22 protein-coding genes and 1 tRNA gene are annotated in these 25,885 nt (G+C 40.1%); 11 read left to right on the forward strand and 12 right to left on the reverse strand.

The features are described from left to right. Window positions 1-152 precede the first annotated feature (152 nt). The gene (locus tag B3E00_RS04740; RefSeq protein WP_209577040.1) at window positions 153-980 is read left to right on the forward strand and encodes an N-acetylmuramoyl-L-alanine amidase; all 828 of its coding nucleotides are present in this window, start codon (window positions 153-155) and stop codon (window positions 978-980) included. Window positions 981-1,180: 200 nt separating this feature from the next. On the opposite strand, the gene B3E00_RS04745 is transcribed toward B3E00_RS04740, so the two are convergent. From B3E00_RS04745 to B3E00_RS04770, 6 genes are all read right to left on the reverse strand, one after another. Beyond that, window positions 1,181-2,494, reverse strand: coding sequence for a nicotinamide mononucleotide adenylyltransferase (locus tag B3E00_RS04745; RefSeq protein ID WP_209577041.1), 1,314 nt, complete (start codon window positions 2,492-2,494; stop codon window positions 1,181-1,183). Window positions 2,495-2,572: 78 nt separating this feature from the next. Continuing rightward, window positions 2,573-3,115 carry an NUDIX hydrolase gene (locus tag B3E00_RS04750; RefSeq protein ID WP_209577043.1) on the reverse strand — a complete coding sequence of 181 codons (543 nt, stop codon included), beginning with the start codon at window positions 3,113-3,115 and terminating at the stop codon, window positions 2,573-2,575. Then, entirely contained in the window at window positions 3,115-4,851 is a 1,737-nt protein-coding gene (locus tag B3E00_RS04755; RefSeq protein WP_209577046.1) for a phospho-sugar mutase, read from the reverse strand. Before B3E00_RS04755 ends, B3E00_RS04750 begins: the two co-directional genes overlap by 1 nt. Before the next feature lie 32 nt (window positions 4,852-4,883). Beyond that, window positions 4,884-5,567, reverse strand: coding sequence for a hypothetical protein (locus tag B3E00_RS04760; RefSeq protein ID WP_209577047.1), 684 nt, complete (start codon window positions 5,565-5,567; stop codon window positions 4,884-4,886). Between the two features lie 17 nt (window positions 5,568-5,584). Next, the gene (locus tag B3E00_RS04765; protein WP_293880113.1) at window positions 5,585-6,349 is read right to left on the reverse strand and encodes an enoyl-CoA hydratase/isomerase family protein; all 765 of its coding nucleotides are present in this window, start codon (window positions 6,347-6,349) and stop codon (window positions 5,585-5,587) included. A gap of 35 nt (window positions 6,350-6,384) precedes the next feature. Next, a complete protein-coding gene (locus tag B3E00_RS04770; protein ID WP_293937230.1) occupies window positions 6,385-9,069 on the reverse strand; it encodes a carboxypeptidase-like regulatory domain-containing protein in 2,685 nt (894 codons plus the stop codon). A 121-nt stretch (window positions 9,070-9,190) separates the two neighbouring features. Here B3E00_RS04770 and purD point away from each other — a divergent pair, with 121 nt between their 5' ends. Together purD and B3E00_RS04780 are read left to right on the forward strand one after the other, a co-directional pair. After that, complete coding sequence (purD, locus tag B3E00_RS04775; protein ID WP_293937231.1) at window positions 9,191-10,465, forward strand: phosphoribosylamine--glycine ligase; 1,275 nt, start codon at window positions 9,191-9,193, stop codon at window positions 10,463-10,465. 87 nt (window positions 10,466-10,552) lie between these two features. Then, window positions 10,553-10,624, forward strand: a tRNA-Glu gene (locus B3E00_RS04780). A 109-nt stretch (window positions 10,625-10,733) separates the two neighbouring features. Here B3E00_RS04780 and B3E00_RS04785 read toward each other — a convergent pair. Continuing rightward, the gene (locus B3E00_RS04785) at window positions 10,734-11,351 is read right to left on the reverse strand and encodes a hypothetical protein (RefSeq protein WP_293937233.1); all 618 of its coding nucleotides are present in this window, start codon (window positions 11,349-11,351) and stop codon (window positions 10,734-10,736) included. 660 nt (window positions 11,352-12,011) lie between these two features. Here B3E00_RS04785 and B3E00_RS04790 point away from each other — a divergent pair. The 3 genes from B3E00_RS04790 to B3E00_RS04800 all read left to right on the forward strand — a co-directional run bounded on the left by B3E00_RS04790 (window position 12,012) and on the right by B3E00_RS04800 (window position 12,958). Then, window positions 12,012-12,497, forward strand: coding sequence for a DUF4385 domain-containing protein (locus B3E00_RS04790; protein WP_293937235.1), 486 nt, complete (start codon window positions 12,012-12,014; stop codon window positions 12,495-12,497). Beyond that, complete coding sequence (locus tag B3E00_RS04795; RefSeq protein WP_293937237.1) at window positions 12,484-12,624, forward strand: DUF2256 domain-containing protein; 141 nt, start codon at window positions 12,484-12,486, stop codon at window positions 12,622-12,624. The genes B3E00_RS04790 and B3E00_RS04795 overlap by 14 nt, the downstream gene beginning before the upstream one ends. A gap of 91 nt (window positions 12,625-12,715) precedes the next feature. Beyond that, a complete protein-coding gene (locus B3E00_RS04800; protein WP_293937239.1) occupies window positions 12,716-12,958 on the forward strand; it encodes a DUF3253 domain-containing protein in 243 nt (80 codons plus the stop codon). Between the two features lie 66 nt (window positions 12,959-13,024). Here B3E00_RS04800 and B3E00_RS04805 read toward each other — a convergent pair whose 3' ends face one another. The 4 genes from B3E00_RS04805 to B3E00_RS04820 all read right to left on the reverse strand — a co-directional run bounded on the left by B3E00_RS04805 (window position 13,025) and on the right by B3E00_RS04820 (window position 16,266). Then, window positions 13,025-13,837, reverse strand: coding sequence for a hypothetical protein (locus B3E00_RS04805; RefSeq protein WP_293937241.1), 813 nt, complete (start codon window positions 13,835-13,837; stop codon window positions 13,025-13,027). 22 nt (window positions 13,838-13,859) lie between these two features. Further along, a complete protein-coding gene (locus B3E00_RS04810) occupies window positions 13,860-14,312 on the reverse strand; it encodes a hypothetical protein (RefSeq protein WP_293937243.1) in 453 nt (150 codons plus the stop codon). Window positions 14,313-14,331: 19 nt separating this feature from the next. Next, window positions 14,332-15,276: a class I SAM-dependent methyltransferase gene (locus B3E00_RS04815; protein WP_293937244.1), complete on the reverse strand. Its 945-nt coding sequence runs from the start codon at window positions 15,274-15,276 to the stop codon at window positions 14,332-14,334. A 315-nt stretch (window positions 15,277-15,591) separates the two neighbouring features. Beyond that, window positions 15,592-16,266: a DUF6624 domain-containing protein gene (locus B3E00_RS04820; protein ID WP_293937247.1), complete on the reverse strand. Its 675-nt coding sequence runs from the start codon at window positions 16,264-16,266 to the stop codon at window positions 15,592-15,594. A gap of 687 nt (window positions 16,267-16,953) precedes the next feature. Here B3E00_RS04820 and B3E00_RS04825 point away from each other — a divergent pair. The 5 genes from B3E00_RS04825 to B3E00_RS04845 are packed head-to-tail and all read left to right on the forward strand — an operon-like array spanning window position 16,954 to window position 25,407. Then, window positions 16,954-18,411, forward strand: a complete 1,458-nt coding sequence (locus tag B3E00_RS04825; protein ID WP_293937250.1) for an IPT/TIG domain-containing protein — start codon at window positions 16,954-16,956, stop codon at window positions 18,409-18,411. Between the two features lie 11 nt (window positions 18,412-18,422). Continuing rightward, window positions 18,423-21,536 carry a SusC/RagA family TonB-linked outer membrane protein gene (locus B3E00_RS04830; protein ID WP_293937253.1) on the forward strand — a complete coding sequence of 1,038 codons (3,114 nt, stop codon included), beginning with the start codon at window positions 18,423-18,425 and terminating at the stop codon, window positions 21,534-21,536. Between the two features lie 11 nt (window positions 21,537-21,547). After that, window positions 21,548-23,605: a RagB/SusD family nutrient uptake outer membrane protein gene (locus B3E00_RS04835; RefSeq protein ID WP_293937256.1), complete on the forward strand. Its 2,058-nt coding sequence runs from the start codon at window positions 21,548-21,550 to the stop codon at window positions 23,603-23,605. Window positions 23,606-23,620: 15 nt separating this feature from the next. After that, complete coding sequence (locus B3E00_RS04840) at window positions 23,621-24,604, forward strand: DUF4973 domain-containing protein (protein WP_293937259.1); 984 nt, start codon at window positions 23,621-23,623, stop codon at window positions 24,602-24,604. 56 nt (window positions 24,605-24,660) lie between these two features. Continuing rightward, the gene (locus B3E00_RS04845) at window positions 24,661-25,407 is read left to right on the forward strand and encodes an aspartate/glutamate racemase family protein (RefSeq protein WP_293937261.1); all 747 of its coding nucleotides are present in this window, start codon (window positions 24,661-24,663) and stop codon (window positions 25,405-25,407) included. Between the two features lie 233 nt (window positions 25,408-25,640). Here B3E00_RS04845 and xseB read toward each other — a convergent pair whose 3' ends face one another. Continuing rightward, entirely contained in the window at window positions 25,641-25,862 is a 222-nt protein-coding gene (gene xseB, locus B3E00_RS04850; RefSeq protein ID WP_209577096.1) for an exodeoxyribonuclease VII small subunit, read from the reverse strand. Between the last annotated feature and the right edge of the window lie 23 nt (window positions 25,863-25,885).

The raw sequence follows: 25,885 nt of genomic DNA on the forward strand, positions 1-25,885 counted from the left end.
AACCATTTTTGTTCCTCAGGAGGAGAAGAAGGAGAAGGAGAAGGAGAAGGAGAATAAAATAAGATGTTGTGCGTCTGCAGTGCAACTGGATAAGGGGAATAAATTTGGTTTTGTTCGCAAATTTGTCTTAGTTTGTGCTGAAACATTTCAATATGAACATACTAAAGTTATCCCTAAATTTTTGTGTCACGGCAGTATTCTTGGCTTCCTGTGCAGGAGGAAAATACGCGAAGACTGAAAAGGTATATAAGAAGCAGGCAAAGGAGTTTTCAAAGCTGTACAAACAATCGCCTGTAACCGGTCAATTGGAGAAGGTGAATGTCAAAGATCAACAATGGATTGCATCGATTAATTTTGGTATCCGTAAACCCAATTTTGTCGTTATTCATCATACAGCTCAGGATTCATTAGGGCAGACCGTCCGCACATTTCATTCCGCGAAAGCAGGCGTAAGTTCCCATTATGTGGTCGGTAGAGATGGAAAAGTAGTGCAGATGGTCAATGATCTCTTTCGTGCGCATCATGCTGGATTAGGAAAATGGGGCAACGATACAGATCTTAATTCTTCTTCTATTGGCATTGAGCTGGACAATAATGGGACCACTGATCCTTGGACTGACGCACAGATAAATGCCTTGACGCAGTTGTTGACTTATTTAAAGACAACCTACAGAATTCCGCAGGCCAATTTCATAGGACATATGGATCTAGCACCAACTCGGAAAAACGATCCATCGCGTTTCCCATGGAAAAAGTTGGCCGATCAAGGCTTCGGTTTTTGGTATGAAGACTATTTAGAGACGCCACCAGCAGACTTTAATCCAAAAATGGCATTACGTATCATCGGATACGATGTGAGCAATGTCGATGCAGCAATTAAAGCATTTAAGATTCACTATGTCCAGCAGGATGTAAATACGGCGTTTTTGGGTGATAATGATCTTAAAATCCTTTATTCCATCTATAAAAAATTCTTATAGGCTGTGCCTATGCATTTTTCTGACTTTTAGCTCAGAGAGCAGCCATTTGTATAAAATCGGACCGAATGATGTTGCTATTATCTACTTTGTCCGTTGTTGTCCTCCAATGATACATTTATTAGCGTCATGAAGGTTCAAAATAAAATAGCCCAATTTATTCAATTGGGCTATTTTATAACTTGTAATTAGCAGAACACTTATTATACGGTTTTTACAAATTTCTCATCGTAATTTTCAATATCAATGATGTATCCATTTTTAATTAAAAATTCAAAAAGCGGTTTCGCTTCTTCAGAAACTGGCATATTATGCGTGGTAATAATCTTATTTTCTTTTTTAAGGAGGTAAGGATAGGCGTAGAGTTTCACATTTTTATTGAACATTCCTGAAATATAGGAAAGAAGTTCATTGGTGTATAGTTCTTTATTATAATTATCGGAATTGAAAATATTCTTTAAATTGTAAACGTTTGTTGCAATACCGATATTTTTGGGTTTAAAGTTACTTATAAACTCTGCCAAGTGATTGTTTCTTCTAAAGTTGCTGACGATAATATTGTTTCCTGTAGCACATAATTCATCCGCCCTAGATGCAAATTCTTGCAGATCTTCATCTGTAATTTCATGTGTATCTTCCAAAACATTTCCCATCAGTACCTCAATTAATACAATAGTATCGGTGTCTGTTGCGCCGGTATTTTTTTTGAACTGTTCAACGGCAAGATTGAATAGATCAAAGTTTGGAAGTGATTTTTGACGGTATTTGGTACGGAGTAAAATAATGTTCTTTTTGTACAGGTAATCTTTGATTTGTACTGCTTTGCCATCTGGTTGAAATATTGCAGCTTTGGCAAACCCTTTTGCAATCAGATATAAATTGATGAGACGTTGGTTGACATTTTCAAAGAGTGGGCCGTTGAGTTTAACCAGGTCAATTTCTACAGATCCAACAGAAAGATTGTCAACTAATGATTCAATCATCGTCTGCACATTCTCTGCGTAATAATAAGCAGCAAATAATAGATTGACACCAATAATGCCTAAAACTTTTTGTTGCAATTGGTTGTCGCTGTCTAGCAGTCTGACATGGACAATGATATCATTCGTAGGACCTCCAACTTCATGTTGGAAGCGAAGTCCGATCCAACCGTGAGGTTCATTTGTCTTCGTGAAATTGAGTGTTGTTACGGTATCTGCAAAGGCAAAGAACTTTTTGTTACAGTATTTATCGCCATGAAGCCTTTGTGTAAGAAGATTGAACTCATGGGAGAGCATTTTTTTTACACGCGTTCTGCTGACATATCGGCCATCCGCTTCCTCACCATAAATTGCGTCACTAAATGCCATATCGTAAGCTGACATTGTCTTAGCAATTGTGCCTGAAGCGGCGCCTGCGTTGAAAAAGTTGCGTGCGACTTCCTGTCCAGCACCGATCTCTGCGAAAGTACCATAAATCTCTGGGTTTAGATTTATTTTCAAGGCTTTTCGCTTAGTTTCAAAAATTTCTCTTGCCATGATGCAAAGGTACAAAAATCAAAAGGCTAGTGAAAATTAAAGTATGAACGAAAAAAACAGAATAAAATTAGGCTTGTTTTATAACAAGCCTAATTTATTGAAAGCGTAGAATAAAGCACTAGCGTGTAATGCTTGACTGAATTTATTGTCCAGCAGCATTTCTTTTGCTTCTTCAAGCGGGATAAGGTAAACATCGATTTCTTCGTGTTCATCCAATGCCTGTTCCTGAACTTTTTTACCTCCTGTCATCAGATAGGTATAGGTAATATTGCCACTCGTTGCGGGGTTGGCATAAAGCGTGGCGATCTCTTCAATCTGGTCAAATGCATAGCCTGTTTCTTCAAGCATCTCACGCACAGCTGCATTCCTGGGGTCTTCTTCCGGCTCTGTAGTGCCCGCTGGAATCTCCAACGAAATGATGCCTGCTCCGTGTCGGTACTGTTTAATGACCAAGAGCTCATTCTCCTCAGTAATTCCGACCATGTTTACCCAATCGGGGTATTCCAGTACATAATAATGGTCGTTGATTCTTCCATCAGGGAGCTCACATGCATCTCTTCGCAACGTCGCCCAAGGTTCTTTACAGATATATTCAGAAGATAATAGCTTCCACTTTTCCATTAGTTTACAATATCTTTCATCATACGGTCGACCTTCTCTTCTAAAGCTTTTTGTACATCGGCATAGTCTGCGGTGTCCTTTAAGCTTTCTTTTACAGAACAATAAAATTTGATTTTAGGCTCAGTCCCCGATGGGCGTGCCGAAATGACATCACCCGCGACTGTTATGAACTGCAGCACATCCGATTTAGGCAATGAGATCGCCGTTTTCTCGCCGGTACGCATATCAGTGGTTTGGGAAAGTTGATAATCACGGATCTCCTTGACCTGAACACCTCCAAGGCTAGTCGGTAAATTAGCGCGCAGCCCCGACATCATAGCCTGAATTTCCTCGGCTCCAGCTTTTCCTTTTTTTGTCAAAGAAATCAGTTTTTCCTGGTAGCAGCCAAATTCTTTGTAGATATCCATGAGCACCTCATAGACTGTTTTGCCTTTTGATTTGAAATAGGCGGTCATCTCGGCCAGAAAAGCACAGGCATTTGGTGCATCCTTGTCTCTCACAAGATCACCGACAAGGTAACCATAGCTTTCTTCCCCGCCGGCCAGATAGTGTGCTGAATCGCCTAATTTGGTCATCAGTTCGCCAATATATTTAAAACCAGTGAGCGTTTCATAACAGGGCACGCCAAAATGTTCTGCAATGTCTGCCTCCAGATTTGTTGTTACAATCGTTTTGACGATATATGGATTAGATCCCAGCTGCTTAAGATCACTTTTAGCACTAAGGACGTAGTAGATCAATAAACTACCGATCTGATTACCATTGAGCAGCTGAAACTGTCCCTTGTTATTTTTTACGGCAATTCCTACACGGTCAGCATCCGGGTCTGTTGCCAATACAAGATCAGCATCAATTTCTTCCCCTTTTTTCTTGGCTAAGGCCATGGCATCTTCCTCTTCGGGATTCGGATAAATTACCGTTGGAAAGTTGCCATCAGGAGTAGCCTGCTCAGAAACAACGGACACATTTTCAAAGCCCCAGGCTGCTAGCATTTTAGGAACAATGGTAATGCCGGTGCCGTGTATCGGAGAGAAAACAATTTTTAAGTCTTTTTGCGCTAATACAGCTTCAGGATGAATGCTTAGTTTTTTATTGGCGTCGATGTAGATCTGGTCGATTTCTTCCCCGACGGGAATGATATTTTGTGTATTTCCGTCAAATTTGATATCATCGACTGAACGGATTGCGTTTACTTCCTCGATTACATTTTTGTCGTGCGGGGCAGTCAGCTGGCAGCCGTCATTCCAGTAGGCCTTATAACCATTGTATTCCTTTGGATTGTGCGAAGCCGTTAGCATCACACCGCTCTGACAGCCAAAATGACGGATGGCAAAGGACAACATGGGGGTTGGTCGTAAAGACGTGAACAGATGCACTTTGATGCCGTTGGCTGCAAACACGTTGGCAACGAGCTGCCCAAAAGCCTGTGAATTATTACGGCTGTCATAAGATACCGCTACCTTGATCTCCTGGTCTGGGAACTGTTTTTTAAGGTAGTTGGACAGGCCCTGCGTTGCTTTACCAATCGTGTACTTATTCATCCGATTGGAGCCTACGCCCATAATGCCCCTCAAGCCTCCGGTTCCAAACTCCAGATCTTTGTAAAAAGAATCGGTAAGTTCTGTCTCCTCATTACTATCGATTAAATCCTGAACTTCCTTTCGAGTTCTTTCATCATAACTGGGGGTTAACCAATCTTCGATTTTCTTTTGTATGTCTTTATCTAAATTTTTCATTATCGTTAAGTTTGGCTAAAATGTACAAAGTATTATGCATCGCAACCGGCATAGGCGCGGTCTATCACTGTAATAAACCATTTTTCTCCTTCTTTTGTCACATGAAAAACAAATGGTTCTTCGTGCTCATTAGAGGTCATTATGGCTCTATAACTTTTGGATTCTAAATTTCTTAGTCGCTGCATTTCAGTATTATTTATTTTGGCATCAAGAATTTCATTCATGAACTTTGCCGTTTGGGACAATTCATTAGGTCGAGATTTTCTATCATAATAGAATCCGAGTTTGTCCCACTTCATCGTACCACAATCAAAAATAGGTAGTTTTCCTGACTTCAATGGTCCCTTGTATATTAACTTTTCATAAGCATGGTATTCCGGTACGGGTTTAGAAAAATTGAAACTGTTTTGATGTACATAAGAGTCTAGTGCGCCTGGGCGATAGATAATGTAAATCCCCAGTTTGGGATGTATATACGAATTTATTGTTTTGCTATCTTGTTCTGAATAAGCCTTTGCAAGTTTCTCGAGCACTTCTTCCAATGTTTCTGAGTTCTGTTTCTTTACTTCTTTTTCAAGAGTATCGCGTTTTTGTATCGTATCCACAGGAACTGAATCCTGAATGATTTTTACAGCTTTATCTTCTTTTTTGTTATTTCTACAGGAGATAGTTGCTGCTGTGAGACAAATAAGAATAAAGAAAAAGACATTTCTCATAATGATTTTGTTTTAAATTACTTCTTTGAAGTCAAGTTTTCGATGATTGACTTTAAAATAGAGCGTGTTGACGGAAGCCACCACTGTTCGAGAATACGCTGGATTGTCTCTTCTCTATTCTCGCGCAATTTAAGGATTATTTCCTTTCGGAAGTTCAGTTTCGATGTTGTCCAGGTTTTTTGGTTGAACTGTGTGATCTGTTTTATTTTTTTTGTTGCTGTATTGAAGAGTATATTTGACGGAACAATATCGTCTACAAGGCCCTGATTTTTGGCTTCTACGGGAGAAAGCAATTTCCCTTCGAGCAAATTCTGATACGCAGTCCTTTTTCCGATCCAAAAAGCATATAGCTCAAATATACTTTCGGGGACGATGAGCCCGACAGGAATTTCATTGAGGCCAATTACAAAATTACCTTCGGCCATAATCCGGTAATCGCAGCAAAGGGCGAGTACGCACCCTCCAGCAGGGCTGTGGCCTGATATTGCAGCAACGAGCGGTTTTGGAAAGGCAGCTAAAAGTGATGTCGCTTCTAGGAATAAATTCCAGAACTCCCTAATTTGTTCTTCATCATATTGGAATAAAGTGATAAGATCGAGTCCTGCGCTGAAGAAGTTTTCCTTTCCAATCAATATGGTGCCATAGATAGCTTCATTCTGTTGGGATGCTTCCAATGTATCGATCAGTTCCTTCAATAGTTGCGTGTCGATGGCGTTAGATTTTCCTCTGTCGAGAAAAATACTTAAAATATGATCGTCTATTGTGGTTTTAATATGTTGCATATTCTTGTTTTAAATATAACGATTTGTTTGCGCTGCTATTGTGGTTTTACCTCTATCAAATATTCGAAGTGCGCGATTTTTCCATCCATGCTTATTCCTTCCACAATTATTTTATATTTCCCCGGTTCATCCGATGTGAAAAATTCAAACTGTGTTTTTCCGTCTTTGGAAGTAATCAGATTGGGTTCCCAGGCGATTGTCGTTCTTAGATCACGTCGTAGTTCATTTTTGTTTGTCACATCGTATTGAGGTTTGAAAAAAGTTCGGTTTACATGTAATCCCTTGGGTACAATTGTGACGATTCCTGTAGGGGTATACGATGAAGAAAGCGCATCACCCGATTTGCTAGTTATCACAATCACACCATTGCCGCCATACATGCCATATATGGCCGTATTGCCGATACTACGAAGCACTTCTATACTTGCAATATCTGCCACATTAATCATATTAATTTGATCAGCTTCAATATACATGCCATCAAGGACAATTTGCATCGGGTTCCCACCATTTAATCCCATGGACCTTGTGCTATACGGAACACCATTTCGAAACATAACACCAACTAATCGTCCCGCAAGGCATTGTTCCAGTGTTGTACACGCGGAGAGATCTTCGGCGGATATGACTTGATCGGCGTTTCCCGGACCATTCAGGTTTCTGGAGTTCTTGTCCGCTTTATTTGTTCTTACCCTATTGACCTGAACCTCTTCCAATAGAATGCTCTTCTGGATAATGCCCGCTGCTTCCAATTCGCCAAGAAATTGTTGACTATTTTTTAGCTGTGTAAGCAGATTGGTATTGATGTCATTAATCAACAGGGGTTGATCTTTACTTTTATTTAGTGAAGGGTTAACCGGATCGTCGATGATAATATCCACTCTTTTTTTCTCCTTGGGACCATCGCCTGTTACAATAAACTTGACACTATCAGCAAAGAATAGCTCGTCAAAAGCAAATCGACCATTACTATCGGTCAGTGTATCTAAACTTAGCAACATGTTGCTTGTCGGTATAATGGTTACTTTAGCATTTGGTACAACAGCTTTACGGGCCGTTTTCTTTACCGTTCCGGATACCGTAAGTCCTTTTTCCGGAAGAAACGATGCGGCCGGGGTATTTTCATAGCTTTTCCAATCCAATTTACGCCAGCCTTGGATCAACATAAGGTTGTCCAAATCATTAATTTTGATATTGGTTAAATCCTCGAAGTAATAATTGGGGCGTTCGATAAAGCCGCGAAGATCAGCTTTCAGCAAAAGTTCAGAGACAATAGACGAATAATAGCGGTCTGTGGTAGAATCCACCTTACTCAGGTTGACAACCGAAGCCGAGAGTGCGGCAACTTTTGACGTGTCACGGTCGCCGTAGTGGACGTTGAGGTTTGCGATTACCTTATCACGGATTGTGAAGCTGGATTTATTGAGTGCTATTGAAACAGGCAGTAAAGTTGACTCGGTATTGTAATTAAAGACAAGTCTTTCTGCGAGGGGCGCCATTTGCGCGGTCAAAATGGTCAATTGTAATACACCGGAGGGAAGGTTTTTCTTCGGAATATTAAACAAGACCTCTGCTGCATTGAATTTTTGTTTGGCAGCATGGAAGACAAGACCATTGTATTGCGCGACTAAATAAATTTCTTGGCCATTGACTAAATCATCAGTCGCTGAGAACTGGGCAGCAATCTTATCCTTTAGTGCTGAATTTACCGTTAGCACATACCCCGAGTTCAATACAGCGGGCAATGAAGTGCTCGTTGAAGAGCCGTCTTCAAAAAATGCTGTTGCTATGTATTTTTTCCCTGTCTGCAACAGAAGGGGGGTACTTCCCATTCCTAATGAATTGGTTTCAAATTCGGCAATGGAAGTTTGATTTTCCTCCTTTACGGTTATTTTTGCCTTTTTTCCTAAGCCTGTAGGTGTGAGTGTTTTGAAGCCTGTTTTACATAAGATGTTATTGACAAAATCACCGCTTTCGGGAAAAATCTGTAGGCTATTTTGGCTGTTTGGGTCAGGGATAATAAAACTTTTTAACACACGTCTTTTGTCTAGAGAAAGAAATTGCAACGATAGCGTTCCTCCCTTAAAGTCATCTTTCAATTCCAGTGCTATTGTTCCATTTTCATTTGATTTTAATCGCCCAGATTTTTCTTTGTTATTATCCTGTTTTAGGGTATAACTAATGCTGTTATTGATTAGGGGGGCTCCTTGGATAGTTTTGAGATTGATCTGGAAGATATTTTCAGTTCCGTTTTTAATGAGGCTACTTTTCGTCATGACATTATCCGATCGGCCATTTGTGACAGGGATGACTCGCTCATAGAAATTAGCTGTCGAGTCATTTTGCATCCATCTGGTGAATGATCGAATTCGATAGGAGCCTTCTTCCAGTGTATCCGGCAAGTTGAGGTCTCCTATGCCGAGGCCGATTGTGACCGGGATTTTGATGCTTTTAATAATTTTATTTGTGGGTGAGATCAATTCCACATTGGCTATTTTACTGATATTGCTCAAATAGTTAAAAGGAGCTGTGGTGCAGTATAATTTGAACCAGATCGTTTCTCCTGCCGAATAGTCATTTTTATCCACATGTAGATAGATTTTTTCCTTCACGTGTTGTTCGTGGTAGGTTTCTAGCTTTTGTAGCGTTTGGTCGATCTGAGCCGGTGCCAATAAAGCGAATAACAGGAAATTTATTAAAAGCAGTAATTTAGGATACATATGACTAATGTTTTATGAAAATTAGAAAATATTTTTCCTTTAATCAATTTATAAATTAAATATTAGTCTTATTTAAAACCACTGATACCTTAAATTAGCATAAAAAAAATATCTTTGTGTTATGAATATCCTAATAATCGGTTCAGGAGGTCGTGAATCGGCCTTTGCCTATAAATTGTCGAAAAGTCCCCGTTTAGATCAATTGTTTATTGCTCCAGGCAATGCAGGAACGGGTGCGTATGGTCAGAATGTAAATATTAAGGTTACTGACTTTGCAGCTCTTGCTACCTTCGTTCTGGAAAATAATGTGCACATGGTGCTGGTAGGTCCGGAAGAGCCTTTGGTCAAAGGTATTCATGATTACTTCTTAAACCGGGAAGATTTAAAGCATATCCCCGTTATAGGGCCACAACAAGAGGGTGCTCAGTTGGAGGGCTCAAAAGATTTTTCAAAGCAGTTTATGGATCGCCATGGTGTACCTACAGCAGCTTCGAGGTCCTTTGATGCGACATCATTGGACGAGGGGCTGGCGTATCTTGAAACGCAAAAATTGCCTATTGTGCTGAAGGCGGATGGTTTGGCTGCTGGTAAAGGGGTACTGATTTGCGAGACCCTCGAGGATGCTAAGGCTGAGTTAAAGGCGATGATTGCAGAGTCTAAATTTGGGGAAGCGAGCCGGGTTGTGGTTGTTGAAGAATTTTTAAGCGGGATTGAATTGTCTGTTTTTGTTTTGACAGACGGCAATTCGTATAAAGTGCTTCCTTCTGCAAAAGATTATAAACGTATTGGGGAAGGCGATACAGGTCTAAACACGGGGGGCATGGGGTCGATATCTCCTGTTCCTTTTGCGGATGAGACTTTTTTGAATAAAGTGGAAGAGCGTATAATCAGACCAACAGTAGAGGGACTTAAAAAGGATGGTATCCCTTATAAAGGGTTTATCTTCATTGGGCTGATGAATGTGGAGGGGGAACCTTATGTGATCGAATATAATGTTCGTATGGGGGATCCGGAGACTGAATCCGTATTGCCACGTATTGAATCGGATCTTTTGGATTTACTGGAAGGTGTTGCACACGGTAATTTGGATCAACGTTCTTATACAGTATCGCCTCAAACTGCAGTAACAGTGATGTTGGTTGCCGGCGGTTACCCCGGAGATTATGAATCTGGAAAAGAGATAACCAATATTGAAAATGTCAAAGAGTCCATCGTATTTCAAGCAGGTACGAAGGAAGTAGAGGGCAAGATCGTTACAGCAGGTGGGCGTGTCATTGCCGTGACCACATTACAGGATACTTTGTTTGAAGCCCTTCAACAGGCTACAGCAGATGCGGGAAGAATTTATTTTGAAGGAAAATACTTCCGAAGAGATATCGGTTTTGATCTTATTTAAAAAATATTAAAATTATTTTTGGAATACTGATTTTAAGGTCTATATTTGCAACTCCAAAAACAACAATGTTATTGGAATTGCCTAAAAGGCCCGTTCGTCTAGGGGTTAGGACGCAAGATTTTCATTCTTGAAACAGGGGTTCGATTCCCCTACGGGCTACAGATCTAAAAGTCAACACATAGAAAAGCCTGCAAATTAAATATTTGCAGGCTTTTTTGTTTTTCAGCTTTTTCTTACAGAGTATACGGGTAGAAATAGCGGCCCTTCTCTAATCTCTTGAAAAGACCATTATTACTTTGGAACGAAAGCTATCCTTGCCGCTATAGCTGATTTCCTGCTGCAATTTTAATGAATTTTCATCGACGGATATATCCCACCAATCTATATCTTTCCTGAGCTTTGGGTAATAATCTGCGAGGGAATCGACAATTCCTGTCGCAGGGTTTCCCCATTTCTCTACCCATGCGGATGGATTAAATGTCTTGTTTTCCTTAAGCAAGAGACGGTTTCCTGCGACCTGATAATAATATTTGCGGTAATAAATAGGTTCTCTGGTCTGGATGTTACCGTCTTTAATGCTTACATCTGCGCCTGGTAGATCCCATTTTCCGCCATCTCCGGTGCTACTTGAACCGATAAAATACGGCTCCATCAACCGTAATGAAGCACTGTCACGACCATCAAAAATCAGATATTGGTAAGGGAGGTTGTCTGTCTGAACATTACTGTTTCCATTTTTATCACCCGTGGAAAGGGTAGTTTCATAACTTTTTAAGTTCCATTTTCCTTTCAGGAGGTCAGTCATATCCTGTCCAGAATTTTCTTTTTTGCAGGAAACAAACAATAGGGCAAAAACGAGCACAAGGATCAATCGGTTTCTCTTCATGGCATAATAACGGTTCTTGAATGCTAAAATAAGAAACCTAAATATGAGTTGAAAATCTATGAAGACTTAGCTTTTGGGCTGCGGTAGTGGGGATAGAAGATTTTTTAATTGGGACGCTTTTGGTAGGTATAATTTTGAAATTTATTATTTAATTTATCGATTAGAAAAGGGAAGCTATGCCATATCTGCGATTAAAACCTACAGTCAACCAATACCAGACCAATTCCTGCCTTTTTCCCAGCATTGCTCGAACTTTCTTCGGGCGGGCTTCGGATCTGCCTCGGGTAAAATTCGAGGAAAAGCCGATTAAAAGCCGGGTCCAATTCGATAAAAGGTAGAAGTTAATAGGAAGTTAGTGATGAAACAGTCCCCTGAAGGTGATATCGCTACCCCGTCGGATAGCCGTTGAAACCGCCTCTGGATGTCTTTGAGAAGCGTTTGAGACAAGGTTGGCTCACCTTGGACTGTCTAACTGCTCGTATATCAATGTTCTGGTTATAGGAGCTGATTTTGTTTGCAAAAAAATGAGCAGAATCAAAATATGATAGATTTAGCCAAACTATTTGTACCGAAATGCAGTTTTTAATGCATCTAAATAGGATTAAAGCTATGAAATGAGCATGATATAGTGAGCGAAAGGTAAAAATCTAAAATATACGTATGAGCACCCCAAAGCCGAGCTACCTGAACTTTGATAAAAAGCACTACCCGTGGAAGCCCGATATTGATTATCGTTTGAAACCAGCCGAATACCGAGTTGGTAAAGGAGAACAGGGAGTGTTGATCTGTGAACCGTATAAATCGGAAATTGGCCGTTATTGGCGCTTTAAAACTGAGGCCATTGCCGAGGAGAGCAGTGAGAAAATTTTCAATTTGTTCGAGGATTATCTAAAAGCGGATGACTTTGTTGGAGCAGACATGGCACGCAAGTATCTGCAGATGGGATACACGCGTGCACGTCGCTACGCCAACTATAAAGGAGGGAAAAAGTACGATAAGGAAGATGATTATGCGCTATTGGAACGTGGAACGGGTGATAGGGAGAAGGCTGCAGCAGCAGAAGTGTTCTATAAACGATGGAAGCAGGCAGAAGCCAATGTGCAATACGGTTCGATGAAAAAACAATGGAAAGATGAAAGGGGTTAAAAAACAAGATCTACCGCAGAAGATTTGCGCGACCTGTGGAAGGTCATTTACCTGGCGTAAAAAATGGGAGAAAAATTGGGATGATGTCAAATATTGTTCAGAGCGTTGCAAGAAAAAGAAGACATAATAACTTGTCTATTGACGCTACGACATACTTAAAAATGATACCTAAAGTGTTCTGTTAAAAACTTCAAGAAGCTTTTCTCTGTTACTACACTATGAAGCAAGAGGCAATAATTGAAAGCATCTTATCAGCTGCCGAAGCCCGTGGTCGCGAAAAGACATTCTGTCCTTCTGAAATTGCCAGGGAACTTTTTCCAAAGGATTGGCGTGCACATATGCAAGAAGTTATCAATGTAGCTATTTCATTGCAGAATCAGGGGAAAGTTTTGATCACCCAAAAGGGAAAGGCCATTGATCTCAATGATATCAAAGGCCCCATTCGTATAAGAAAAACTTAGCGGAAGCAAACTAAATTTGCTTCCGGAATAATTCATTAGCGGAAGAGAATTGTCACTCTCATTTCCCTAAGTATCGGATGGAATGTGGTCTTTCCAGTTTGGTGAGTCTAAATAGGCCTGTACGCCATAATTTGTACCGATCTCGGTCATAATGATCTGCATTCTGGCTATTGGGGAAGATTTTGTTTGTGGGATAGGCTCTGAGTCCCAATTCGCACCGAAAGCCACACGGAAAAGTTCATAAACTTGTCCATTACTCTCCCTCAGATCGAATTTATGGATCACTTGGGGGGCTGTCGAACCCGTAAAATGCCCATCTTTATCCGAAGCATACCGCAAGATCAGGTAGGGAATCTTGATCCCACCTGCGTCTTCACTTAGAAATTCATAGCTTCCCTTTTGCTTTAACTCTAATTTTCCATCCTTTTCCTGGAAAAAAAATACATCTTTTTTTTCATTATTAACTAAGTAAAACCGCATATTCTTTATCAGCGCAGGGTGATCACCATTCGAGACGACAAATGGAATATAAAAATCGGTAACTTTCACCTTTACTTCGTCAATCGCTCCAGTTACCTTGTCGGTTATCGATATTATCGTTTCTCCTTTTTTCTTTCCCGAAATGACGATAGATCCAAAGTTTAGGTTACCGCCTCCTATAAATTCAGCTGTAGCGATATCGCTGTTCTCTATTTTAATGGAATAATCACTGTTTCCGCTGACTATGGGAAGATAACTCGAACTATTTAAAGGAGCGCTCATTGTGTTTGTCCTCAGTATGAAATCAAATGTATTCTGTTCCTCTTTTTTGCAGCCCAGCAGGAAAATAAAGGAGAATAGGGCAATCCATATTCTATATGGAATATCTAATTTAATCATGTTAAGGTTTTATTTGTTAATATTATTTTGTCAAAATCCAGACCTGTGTCTTTTCGTCATATTGACCGGCAATATCATTATGTTTTAGTTCTTTCAATATCAGCCCGCCGCAGGGCTGGCTTTTATCGGCTTCATTTCTAAATGTTATTTTGTCTATCAGGTCCGGTTTTAATTCTATATAAAATGTTCCGGTTTCACTACGGTCTATATTTACAGCTATAAACTTCTCGTTTCTGTTGATGCTGAAATATACCTCGAGCTTCTGTCCGTTAGGCAATATTTGATAGATTTTCAGGTCCTCGGCAGGATAGGACGGATGATCTCCGAAAATAAGGTCCTTTCCTTCTTCGTCCAGATAATTTATTTTGGTCAGTACCAACATGTCCAAGTGCCCACAAATGGTCTTCTCCTTTTTACATGAATTCGCGGAAACAAAAATCAATGATAATAAAAGTAATATAGAATAATTTTTCATATCTATCTTCTCTAAGGGATTAATACGATGGGTGTTTAATATGTGGATTTTTCGGGATCTCGACCAATCTATATCCTTCCTCAATAAGGGATTTCTTCAGAAATTCATTCGGCATAATTTTAAAAACGGCAATTGAAAGTGTCTGACTAGGCAATATACCCCAACTGGAAAAAAAATCACGTATTTTCTTTCGGAAAAGAATATGCCTGAAAGCCTTCTCTTTTCTATCAGCTTTGATATGTTCACTGCCGGGAAACCAAAAATTGGGATTAAGTTTTTTAATAGCAATCATAGGAAGATTGAGTCCTGCAGCAAATTTTTCAAATTCCCTTTCTGAAACTTTGTACACAAAGTTTCCCACCCTTTCATAAGAAAACCTATTTTTCCATATCTTATTGATCTTTTTGTCGTTGATTCTTGCCAGCAGATTGGCTAAATACAATAAGATTGGCATTTTTGATATCGGGTCCTGCGGTTCGATAATTATGATGGCTTTGCTGGCTACTCGGATCATTTCGTAGAGTGCTGCGTAGGGGCGAGGGAAGTGATGGTAGCTTTCCTTACAGAGTATATAATCTACGCTATCGTCTTCCAATGTTAATGATTCAGCGTTTTGGGCTGAGAAATCCTTAATAAATTCTTGTTCATGGGAGATTTTCAGGAAACTGTCATCCAGGTCACTGGCGGTGACATGGTGGATATTTTGGTCAAGAAGGTAGCGCGCGTCATGTCCATAAGCATCACCAAGAGTAAGCCATTTCGCATTTTTGTCCTTGGTGAAAGGAGTGAGGCATTTGAAAAAAAGTTCCTGCAGCCAGTGATTTATACTTCCTTTATAGTTATTTAGTGAATTGATTACTTTTACCTTTTGTTCTTTTTCAGGATAGAGGTTGTTGTACCAATTGGCATGGAGGTCATAGCTATGTTCATTGAATAGATCCTGTTTTTGTAAATTATTTTCCATAATTAAGTTTATAGTAGTTACATTATCTGATATTGATCAGACAAATAAATGATCCTCTCTTGGTCTTAACCTTGTTTTAGGTTTATTTATTGTAACGGATAATTATTTGAAAATGCTACAGGCGTATTAAAATATTGTAAACAATATAAAATGTAGGAGATATCGTGGGTATATGTTCCGTTTATTTAGCTAAAGTGCTATAAATTTGCATAATGAGCGTAATTAGAACATTTAAAGGTCACAAACCATAATTTTTGGAAACGAAAATAACATTGTTTAAAAGAGAATTGTATTTTTCAATGCATTGATTCAATTTTAATATTTACCAAACATGTGCGAAGGAACTTTATAAAGCCAAGGTTTTTTGACCCCGGATTTTAGATTTATAGAATCCCTTAGTGCAAAATGTGATTCTGTTGTGGTATTCAAATAAATTTCGAGAGCTTCTAAACCCACAGCTTTTCTTCGCTTATTAACTGTTTTGATATCTACAATCGGATAGGGAAAAGTCCGGTGATATCTGACGTCATACCAAATCTGTGTACCATATATTTGCAATTCCCCCTTGTTAAGATTTATTCGGTCCAATAAATATGCATACTTATCTGGAGAAGCATTTTTTCTCTTTACTTCAGCTTCCATCTTTTTTAGTACCAATTTTTGAAAATCCGGCCATTTATTTAAGTGCTGCACGACCAGCCAAAACTTATCTGATCCGTCTTTCCCGACCCTATTATATCCAGGAAAACCAAACTTTGAAAAAATCACTTTTGCGTCGTCGTAGTTTTCTTGATATATCTCTTCCATTCTTTGAAAGAATTGACTGTTATCATGAACATTTTTCGGTGGGTTCATCATCCAGTCTTGATCTTTCTTGGCCATTTGAATGATTTTGTCTCTTAAAACAGTGTCTATTTGACCGTAAGCATTTATGGTCGCAAATATTAATGCAATAAACAAAACAATTAGTTTACCTAAATTTTTCATCATGATCTTGATAGGCCGAATTCTTAAAGCTTAAATAATCCAGTTTTGGTAGATATAACACTGTTGATTTTGAAAGTGCTGAATACATATCTCCGAAAGCTTAATATAAAACTAATACAATAATAAATCAAAAAAAATCATTTTTTAACTAGCCCCCTTGATGTAGTCATGATACAAATCCGCATATTATTGAGATAATTCTATCCTATCAGAATCGTTACAATCTCTAAATTTGATTAATCAATTATAGAAAGAAAAACCTTAGAGAAGCATTTAGAAAATCAAGTCAGAAATTAATCATCCATCTTCTTTGTGAAGAAGCTAGTGCAAATCTTGGGAAAGGTAATGTTGGAGGTCAATATGAATTGCGGGAATCAATTAGAAAATTATTAGAACTATAAATTTAAAAAACCAGAAGACTTTGAAACTATTGTCGTAAAGTCTTTTTTTAGCTTAGGATAGCTAATACCATTTAGCTTTAAAAAAAATAACCAATTATGTATACGTCAAAACTAAGCGTTCGCCCGATAATAGGGCGGGCATCAATCCGTTCGTCTTAAAATTACCCTAAAATAGCTGGTATGTATTGCTAAAAAATGAATGAATATGTACCAAATCGGTGAGTCAAGGATTCATGGAAGGTGATATACTCATGTTTATAAAAATAAACTCTAATCAATTAAAAACCTTATGAGAACTAAACAGATAGCTGCTAATAATGGATTCCTAAATCGGTTGATTTGGGCCATTACAGTGCTTATTTTGGGCTTTGGAAGCTGTAAGAACGACAATATTGGCAGCATTTCAGAGGGTGTGCCATTTGATCCTTCACAACCTGTTGTTGTCTCGGACTTTGCGCCTAAATCAGGTGGTATGGGGCAACGACTGGTGATTTATGGGAAAAATTTTGGAAACGATCCAAAAAATGTACAGGTATTTATCGGGGGCAAAAAAGCTGTGGTAATCAACGCTTTGGGTGAATCCCTTTATTGTCTGGTACCAAAACAGGCATTTAAAGGGGATATAGAAGTGCGCGTTGGCGCTCAAGAAAAGCCTGTTATCGGTAAGGCGCAAGAGCCTTTTGACTATCAGCGTAAATTGGTGGTGTCGACCCTGGCAGGTTATCGAAATTCACGTGGCGATGAGCCTTGGAAAGACGGGAAGTTTAAAGATGCTGATCAGAACAAGATGGCAAGTGGTTTTTGGCTTTCTTCTTTTATGAAGTTTGATCCCCTAAACCCCAAGCATCTTTGGATGACCTTCGATAATAATAATGGCCTATACCTGATCAATTTCGAGGATAGCACAATTACTAAAAAACGTTCGGATTTTGATCGCCCCCGTAGTGTCGACTTTTCTGTAGACGGCAACTATATGATTGTTTCGCAGGACCGTGGTGGGGAAAATGATGAATCTACCTTATTGTTTTCGCGAGCAAGGAATTTCCTCGATAAGGAAGTCCTGACAAGAAGTAAACAATGCAACGGTGCATCCATTCATCCCGTGAATGGTGAAATGTACTTTAATAGCTACGCGAAAGGGGAATTTTACCGCTTTGATCTCAATCAATATTTCACAGATAAGACAACGAAGGCAGAGTTTCTATATGTTATTCAGGATCCACAATGGGAGTACCGGGCTATCATTCATCCCAGTGGAAACTATGCTTATATCTTGGTGATCAACCAGGGCTATATGATGCGTGCCGATTACAATTGGGAAAAGAAACGTTTTAATCAACCTTATCTGGTTTGCGGAAAAGTTAGGGAATCGGGGTACAAAGATGGTGTAGGTTCTTCCGCTCGTGTAAATGAACCATACCAAGGTGTATTCGTGAAAAATCAAACCTACGTAGAAGCGGGAAAACCTGATCAGTATGACTTTTATTTTACGGACCAGATGAATCATGCGATTCGTGTGCTTACACCGGAGGGAGCTGTTACCACATTTGCTGGTCGGGGAAGCTCAAGCCTCAATAACAACCCTTATGGTTACGTTAATGGTGATTTGAGAGAAGAAGCGAGATTTGACCGTCCATCGGGCATCGCCTACAATGAGCAAGAAGGGGCTTTCTATATTGGCGACCGCGAGAATCGCCGCATCCGTAAAATCGCGTTAGAGGAGATGGATGAAAATAACCAAGATTAACCTGTGATAAGATGATGAATAAAATAGTATTTACATGTATGTTACTCCTCTGTGCCACTTTCGGTGCGCTGGCACAGGATGTTTTGGAAGTAACGGGTGTCGTTGTCGACGCCCAAAAGGCACCAATTATTGGTGTCAGCATCTTTGTGAAGGATGCGCCGGGGTTAGGAACAACAACAGATAATAAAGGGAGTTATCGGATAAAAGTAGAGCGATACAAGACGCTGGTCTATTCATCTGTTGGTTACAAAAAGCAGGAAATACTGGTGAAAGATAATCGCGTTATCGATGTGACACTGAATGAATCGGAGACCAGTGTGCTCGATGAAGTTGTCGTAACCGGTACGGGTACACAAAGAACACTGACATCGACTGCAGCGACCAGTAGTGTTGACGTCAACACGATGAAAGGAAATCCAACATCGAGTATAAGTAACGCTTTAATTGGAAATGCGCCTGGAGTTTTAGGTATGATGCAGTCTGGTCAGCCAGGAAAAAATATTACCGAGTTTTGGATCCGCGGTATTTCGACCTTTGGTGGAGGTGCTTCTGCTCTTGTTTTGGTCGATAATATCGAGCGGAATATCAATGACATTAATATCGAAGATATTGAAACCATTAATATCCTGAAAGATGCCGCTGTGACCGCAATCTACGGTTCCAGAGGGGCAAATGGTGTCATTTTAATTACAACAAAGCGCGGTAAAGATGGTAAGATCAGTATTAATTTTAAAGATGAGAATATCTATAATAGCCGTACCATTACACCTGAATTTGAAGACGGCGTTACCTATGCAAATCTATTGAACGAGGCACGTATTACACGAAATTTTGCCCCGATTTATCAACCTGAAGAATTGGAAATACTACGTTTGGGATTGGATCCGGATCTCTATCCCAATGTAAATTGGAAAGATTTATTGCTCAAAGACGGAGCGATGACTTACCGGGCCAATCTGAATATGACAGGCGGTGGAGCCACAGCACGTTATTTTCTGTCGGGAAGTTATATCGATGAAGGTGGTATGTATAAGACCGACGAAACGCTACGGAATGATTACAATACCAACGCAAATTACAAAAGGTATAATTATCGGTTGAATACAGATATTAACGTAACCAAAAGTACCGTGTTAAAAATAGGTATTGCAGGCTCTCTCAATAAAAGAAATAGTCCAGGTTTAGGAGACGATGATTTTTGGGGAGTGTTATTCGGATATTCTCCCATTCGCACGCCGGTACTCTATTCAAATGGTTATGTTCCTGCCATTGGAACAGGAAATCAGACCAATCCGTGGGTAGTTGCTACGCAGACAGGATACAATGAAAATTGGCAAAACAATATACAGACCAATATCTCTATTGAACAAAATTTTGATTTCATAACTAGGGGGTTACGTTTTAGGGGAATTATTGGATATGATACCAATAACGATAATACCATATCCCGGCGTAAATGGCCTGAACAATGGCGCGCAGAACGCGCTCGTGATGAGAATGGTAATTTGATCTTTACACATATTTCAAATCCGCAGGAGTTATATCAGGCCAGCAGTTCCAGTGGCGAGCGACGCGAATTCTATGATATGATGTTTAACTATGATCGTAGTATCGGGAATCATACTGTCGGTGCCGTGGCCCGTTTTACCCGTGATGCACTTATTCGAACAGTCAATCTTGGTGATGATATTAAAAATGGAATTGCAAGAAGAAATCAGGCCTTAGCTGGCCGCGTAACCTATAATTGGAAATCGCGTTACATCGCTGATTTTAATTTTGGCTATAACGGTTCGGAAAATTTTGCTCCGGGTCGGCAATATGGTTTTTTCCCTGCAGTTTCAGCAGCCTGGAACATCGGTGAAGAGCCTTTTGTGAAAGATAATATTTCGTGGATGAATATGTTCAAGATCCGGTACTCCTGGGGAAGAGTAGGTAACGATCAGTTATCCGGTGGCGCACGCTTCCCTTATCTATCGACAATTAGTGAAATCGGACGTTTTGAAGACCAGGTATGGATTCCCGAAGGGGGGTATCAGTGGGCAGACTATGGTTTCGACCGATACTATGGCGGAATGAAATATAGTCAGGTATCTTCCTCCAATGTGACCTGGGAGATGGCGACTAAAAAGAACCTGGGATTTGATCTGGCGCTTTTTAAAGATAAGATAGTTGCCAATTTAGATTTCTTCAATGAGGAACGTACGGGCATATATATGGCTCGAAATTATTTGCCTGCGCTCGTCGGATTAGAATCTGTACCAAGCGCGAATGTGGGAGCGGTAAAATCAAAAGGTTTTGATGGACGCCTCTTATATAACCAGAAAGTGGGGGAAGTCAATTTAACAGCCAGAAGTAATATTACCTACAGTAAGAATGAAATCACGGAGATCGATGAGGAATATAACGTCTATGGTTATCAAAATCAGAAAGGATATCGTGTTGATCAGGCAAAAGGACTCATTGCTTTGGGTTTGTTTAATGATTATGATGACATACGCAATAGCCCGAAGCAAACATTTGGCAACTACCAACCAGGCGATATTAAATATAAGGATGTTAATGGTGATGGCATCATCGACGACGGTGATCGTGTCGCTATTGGGGCAACAAGACGTCCTAACCTAGTTTATGGTGTGGGGGCGTCAGCAAGCTGGAAGAACCTGGATATTAGTGTGCACTTTCAGGGATCTGGTAAATCGACGTTCTTTACCTATGGGAAAACAGTTTATGCGTTTAGTGAAGGTGAATGGGGACAAGTGTTGAAGGGGGTAATGGGCGATAACCGTTGGATTTCGGCTGATATATCCGGTGATCCGTCGACAGAAAACCCAAATGCTTCTTATCCGAGGTTGAGTTATGGCCCCAATCCAAATAACTTTAGGGAGTCAACCTTTTGGTTGAAGAATGGTCAATATCTCCGTTTGAAAACCTTGGATATTGGATATACCCTGCCAAAACAAATGACCAACCGGATAAAGATCAATAGCATCCGTTTGTTTTTAGTTGGTTCAAATCTGCTGACCTGGTCAAAGTTCAAGCTTTGGGATCCGGAGCTAGCGACGCCAAGGGGTGAAGATTATCCATTGCCTAAGTCGTTTACATTTGGTATCAATGTCAACCTATAAAATCAAGAAAGATGCAAAGAAATAAAATATGCGTAGCAATGCTGCTTGTGCTGGGAGCAAGTTTTGTCTCATCCTGCAAAAAGGATTATTTGAAATCCGATCAATATTTTAAGGATCGACTTAATATAGAGAAGACCTTTAAAAGTAAGGTATATTCGGAAGAATGGTTAGCGCATGTATTTGAGGAGTTTAAAGGAGAGAATGCTGATGTTGCCAGTAAAGGTTTGACGCCGCATTGTTTTGCCGATGACATGTATTACGGTGATCGAGATAGAGATTATGATCCCTCAAAAAATGAACTCTCTTACAACATGTTCAAAATGGGCCAATATACTGAAAGTGATAAACAGGGTACATGGACGCAATCCTACCGGGGCATTCGTAATGCGTCGACCTTCATTCAGAACATATACATGAACAGTGAGATGTCGGCAACTGAAATTTCGGATTATCGTGGGCAAGCACGATTTGCTCGGGCATACCTTTATTGGCTGTTGCTCCGTAAATATGGACCCATTCCGCTGTTGCCGGATGAAGGACTGGATTATACGGATAGCTATGATGATCTGGCGATTCCGCGGAGCACCTATGAGGAGTGCGCAACCTATATCAGTGATGAACTGCTACAGGCAGCTAGAGAAATGGAGTCTTTAGGGATGAAGCGCGGACAAGATGGCTCTGCTCGACCAACTGTGGGGGCGGCGTTGGCTGCCCGTGCCAAAGTCTTACTCTATGCCGCAAGTCCATTGGCCAATGGTAATAACTCCGGTTATGCAGCATTATTGGTCGATAAGCAAGGTAAACGCTTGCTTTCAGCAGAATTCCAGGAAGAGAAATGGGCGAAAGCTGCAGCTGCCGCACGAGACGTAATCGAGCTCGGCGTGTACAAGCTGTATACAGCACCTTTTCAGGAGACTGGTGATGATGCCACCGTCAAACCTCCCGAGGATCACAATTTTTCAGCTAAAAGCTGGCCTGAAGGATGGGCAAATATTGACCCCATGAAATCGTATGCACAGGTCTTCGACGGAACGTTATCTGCCTCAGGCAATCCGGAACTGATATTTACCCGTGGTAGCAACCAGCCCAATGAAGGGATTGACCAAATGGTTATTCATCAATTGCCACGCTCGGCGACAGGATGGAATACCCACGGACTGACACAGAAACTAGTCGATGCGTATTATATGAATGATGGTACAGATGTACCGGGTAAGGATAAGGAAATAGGTCGAGGTAACGGCTCAAACAGAAGTACGGGATATGTTACCCAGGACGATTATAATGCAAAAAAATACCGACCACTGCGCGCAGGAGCTTCTCTGCAATATGCGAATCGTGAACCCAGGTTTTACGCTTCAGTAGCTTACAGCGGAAGTTTTTGGACGCTGCTGAATGAGACAAAAGAGGAAAATCGTAATAAGCAAGTTTTTTATTACAGTGCAGATCCCAAAGGCAATGGCTTTAACTCTGCCAATGGATATTGGTTGCGTACGGGGTTTGGTGTTAAAAAGTTTGTTCACCCGAGTGATACTTACGAAGGTGGTGTAGGATCACGTGTGGTACCCAAGGCAGAGCCTGCAATCCGTTACGCAGACATATTATTGATGTATGCCGAAGCATTAAATGAATTAAGTGGTTCTTTTACAATTCCATCGTGGCGGGGGGGAAGTTACACTTTAAGTCGTGACATCGCTGAAATTAAAAAAGGTATTCAGCCTGTACGGATCCGGGCGGGAGTTCCGGATTATTCGGAAAGTGTATATGGCAGTAAAAACGAATTGCGTCGTACAATTAAGCGTGAACGTTTTATAGAGCTGATGGGCGAGGGACAACGTTATTATGATTTACGTCGCTGGATGGATGCTCCAGTGGAAGAAGCCCTGCCGGTTTATGGCTGTAATGTCTTAATGAATGAAAAAGAACGTGATCTCTTTTACCAACCCGTTGCGATTTGGACACTGAAAACGACCTTCGCAGACAAAATGTGGTTTTGGCCAATCAGTCATACAGAACTTAAACGCAACAAGAATTTAACACAAAATCCTGGTTGGACTTATAATGATTAATCAATTATAAAATTTATGAAAAAGTCATCTATACAGCTTTTTTTCCTGATGGTGTTATTCGTCTGCAACGCCTGCAACGACGAATGGAAAGAGGAGCAATTTGAACATTATGTCTCATTTAAGGCCCCTCTGGAAAGTGAGGGAGTCGCCAATATTTATGTCCGTTATAAAGACGGACAAAAAACTACATTTTTACAGCCGCTGGAAGTGAGTGGATCGACAACAAATGATATGGATCTTTCCGTACGCGTTGGGGTAGATGCTGATACATTGGGCATATTGAATTATGAACGTTTTCAGAACAGGCAAGATTTTTATTACGAGCAGCTGGATAATAGCTATTTTTCTATTCCCGAAACGGTGAATATAAAAACAGGAGAGAATACAGCATTGATGGCTATTGATTTTTCGTTGAAAGGAATTGATATGGCCGAAAAATGGGTGCTTCCGCTGACGATTTTGGAGGATCCTGCTGCGCAATACAAAATCAATCCCAGAAAACATTACAAAAAAGCATTACTACGTGTCAATCCATTTAATAATTATTCAGGAACGTATAGCGGGACAGCCTTAAAAGTTGTGATGGATGGGCATGAAAGTGAAACACCGATTGTGAAAAGTCAAATAAGAAGTTACGTGGTTGATGAAAATACGATTTTCTTTTATGCGGGAAATATCGATGAAGATCGTAAAGACAGGAAGAATTATAAAATCTTTGCAACCTTTAGTGAAACTGGAGGGGTTACTTTTCGAGCCGAAAATCCAAATATGAAGTTTGCTGTTAAAAAAGATGCAAGTTATACGATTTCGGAACAAATGGATGCTGTCCGTCCTTATTTATTACATCGTTATATTACTTTAAATAATGTCGATTATGAATTTACCGATTATACCTTAGTTTCTACCACAGCAATTAAATTTAAAGTTTCAGGATCATTAATCTTAGAGCGGCAGTTAAATACACAAATTCCTGATGAAGATCAATCGATAGAATGGTAATTTCTCCAAACCATTTTTGATGCTATTGGTTATATCATCGATATAATAATAGCATTATGATTGGTATAGTCGGTGGACTTGGCCCTTATAGCGGCCTAGATATTACAAAGAAAATTATTGATGAAACAGCGGCAAGATCCGATCAGGAACACTTGCCGCTATTATTGTTCTCATGTCCTCATTTAATCCCGGATCGGAAAGCCTATTTATTGGATACATCCAATGAAAATCCTGGAAAGGCCATCGCTTCGGTGCTACAAAAATTGGAAATGGCGGGCGCGACCATCGCAGCAATTCCATCAAATATCGTACATGCAGAGCCTATTTTTTCTGTCGTTAAAGAGGAAATTGCACGCACCGGGAGCACGTTACAACTATTGCATATTGTTCATGAGACTGTGCGATTTGTGGACGAGAACTACCATGATAACATGGTGGGTGTTATTTCTACTGCAGGCGAGCAGCTATATAGTTTATATCGGCAGGCTTTTATTGAAAAGGGCTTTGATGTCGTCACACCAGAAGGAACGGAACAGGAAAAGGTAAATAATGCAATCTATGATGCTGAATATGGAATAAAAGCGCAGCCTGTACCGATTGCGAATAAGGCGAGGGAGGATTTATTATCGGCCATGGATGACTTGAAGAAAAAGGGCGCACAAGTCATTATCTTGGGATGTGCGGAGTTACCTTTGGCTATTCCGGAACGAGATTACAATGGTATGATCATCATAGACCCGAATAGAATTTTAGCGCGTGCACTCATTCATGCGGTTGCTCCCGATAAATTAAAGCCCTTGTAGTCTATTCTTTGGTTCGCAGAAAAGTGTACATCAAATGGTTGAAGGTCTTCTATAATCTTATATAATTTTGATGAAATTTCTTCTTTAATAGAGAGGTCATTTGATAGATCTCTCTATTTTTCTTCAATTGGATGAAGAAGAAATGAACGTATGGATAGCCTATTTCAACTGCTTGAAACCCGCGATGTCATACTTATTATGGTATTATCAGTATTAATAGGTCTGCTGGTTGGCTATTCCTCTTCATTGGTCTCTTCTGCTGGTGATATTTTCTGTAATAAACTATTCACCTCTTCCTCTGTCGCCGTTAATTTGGCTTTACAGACCTGAATAAGGTCTGATGCTCTTTTAATCTTTTCGGCGAGTTCATCAATGTTTGTTGAACCATTCTCAATTTCCCTTACAATAGTTTGTAACTCGTTAAAGGCATCTGTATAGGTATAATTCTGTTCCATTATGATATGCTTTCTTTAATTTT

This window comes from Sphingobacterium sp. UBA5996 (genome assembly GCF_002429765.1).
Classification (GTDB): Bacteria; Bacteroidota; Bacteroidia; order Sphingobacteriales; family Sphingobacteriaceae; genus Sphingobacterium.

What these genes read in the sequence shown, in the direction of transcription:
- B3E00_RS04740 (WP_209577040.1), top strand. Translation starts at nt 153, where the DNA reads ATGAACATACTAAAGTTATCCCTAAATTTTTGTGTCACGGCAGTATTC.
- B3E00_RS04745 (WP_209577041.1), bottom strand. Translation starts at nt 2,494, where the DNA reads ATGGCAAGAGAAATTTTTGAAACTAAGCGAAAAGCCTTGAAAATAAAT.
- B3E00_RS04750 (WP_209577043.1), bottom strand. Translation starts at nt 3,115, where the DNA reads ATGGAAAAGTGGAAGCTATTATCTTCTGAATATATCTGTAAAGAACCT.
- B3E00_RS04755 (WP_209577046.1), bottom strand. Translation starts at nt 4,851, where the DNA reads ATGAAAAATTTAGATAAAGACATACAAAAGAAAATCGAAGATTGGTTA.
- B3E00_RS04760 (WP_209577047.1), bottom strand. Translation starts at nt 5,567, where the DNA reads ATGAGAAATGTCTTTTTCTTTATTCTTATTTGTCTCACAGCAGCAACT.
- B3E00_RS04765 (WP_293880113.1), bottom strand. Translation starts at nt 6,349, where the DNA reads ATGCAACATATTAAAACCACAATAGACGATCATATTTTAAGTATTTTT.
- B3E00_RS04770 (WP_293937230.1), bottom strand. Translation starts at nt 9,069, where the DNA reads ATGTATCCTAAATTACTGCTTTTAATAAATTTCCTGTTATTCGCTTTA.
- purD (WP_293937231.1), top strand. Translation starts at nt 9,191, where the DNA reads ATGAATATCCTAATAATCGGTTCAGGAGGTCGTGAATCGGCCTTTGCC.
- B3E00_RS04785 (WP_293937233.1), bottom strand. Translation starts at nt 11,351, where the DNA reads ATGAAGAGAAACCGATTGATCCTTGTGCTCGTTTTTGCCCTATTGTTT.
- B3E00_RS04790 (WP_293937235.1), top strand. Translation starts at nt 12,012, where the DNA reads ATGAGCACCCCAAAGCCGAGCTACCTGAACTTTGATAAAAAGCACTAC.
- B3E00_RS04795 (WP_293937237.1), top strand. Translation starts at nt 12,484, where the DNA reads ATGAAAGGGGTTAAAAAACAAGATCTACCGCAGAAGATTTGCGCGACC.
- B3E00_RS04800 (WP_293937239.1), top strand. Translation starts at nt 12,716, where the DNA reads ATGAAGCAAGAGGCAATAATTGAAAGCATCTTATCAGCTGCCGAAGCC.
- B3E00_RS04805 (WP_293937241.1), bottom strand. Translation starts at nt 13,837, where the DNA reads ATGATTAAATTAGATATTCCATATAGAATATGGATTGCCCTATTCTCC.
- B3E00_RS04810 (WP_293937243.1), bottom strand. Translation starts at nt 14,312, where the DNA reads ATGAAAAATTATTCTATATTACTTTTATTATCATTGATTTTTGTTTCC.
- B3E00_RS04815 (WP_293937244.1), bottom strand. Translation starts at nt 15,276, where the DNA reads ATGGAAAATAATTTACAAAAACAGGATCTATTCAATGAACATAGCTAT.
- B3E00_RS04820 (WP_293937247.1), bottom strand. Translation starts at nt 16,266, where the DNA reads ATGATGAAAAATTTAGGTAAACTAATTGTTTTGTTTATTGCATTAATA.
- B3E00_RS04825 (WP_293937250.1), top strand. Translation starts at nt 16,954, where the DNA reads ATGAGAACTAAACAGATAGCTGCTAATAATGGATTCCTAAATCGGTTG.
- B3E00_RS04830 (WP_293937253.1), top strand. Translation starts at nt 18,423, where the DNA reads ATGATGAATAAAATAGTATTTACATGTATGTTACTCCTCTGTGCCACT.
- B3E00_RS04835 (WP_293937256.1), top strand. Translation starts at nt 21,548, where the DNA reads ATGCAAAGAAATAAAATATGCGTAGCAATGCTGCTTGTGCTGGGAGCA.
- B3E00_RS04840 (WP_293937259.1), top strand. Translation starts at nt 23,621, where the DNA reads ATGAAAAAGTCATCTATACAGCTTTTTTTCCTGATGGTGTTATTCGTC.
- B3E00_RS04845 (WP_293937261.1), top strand. Translation starts at nt 24,661, where the DNA reads ATGATTGGTATAGTCGGTGGACTTGGCCCTTATAGCGGCCTAGATATT.
- xseB (WP_209577096.1), bottom strand. Translation starts at nt 25,862, where the DNA reads ATGGAACAGAATTATACCTATACAGATGCCTTTAACGAGTTACAAACT.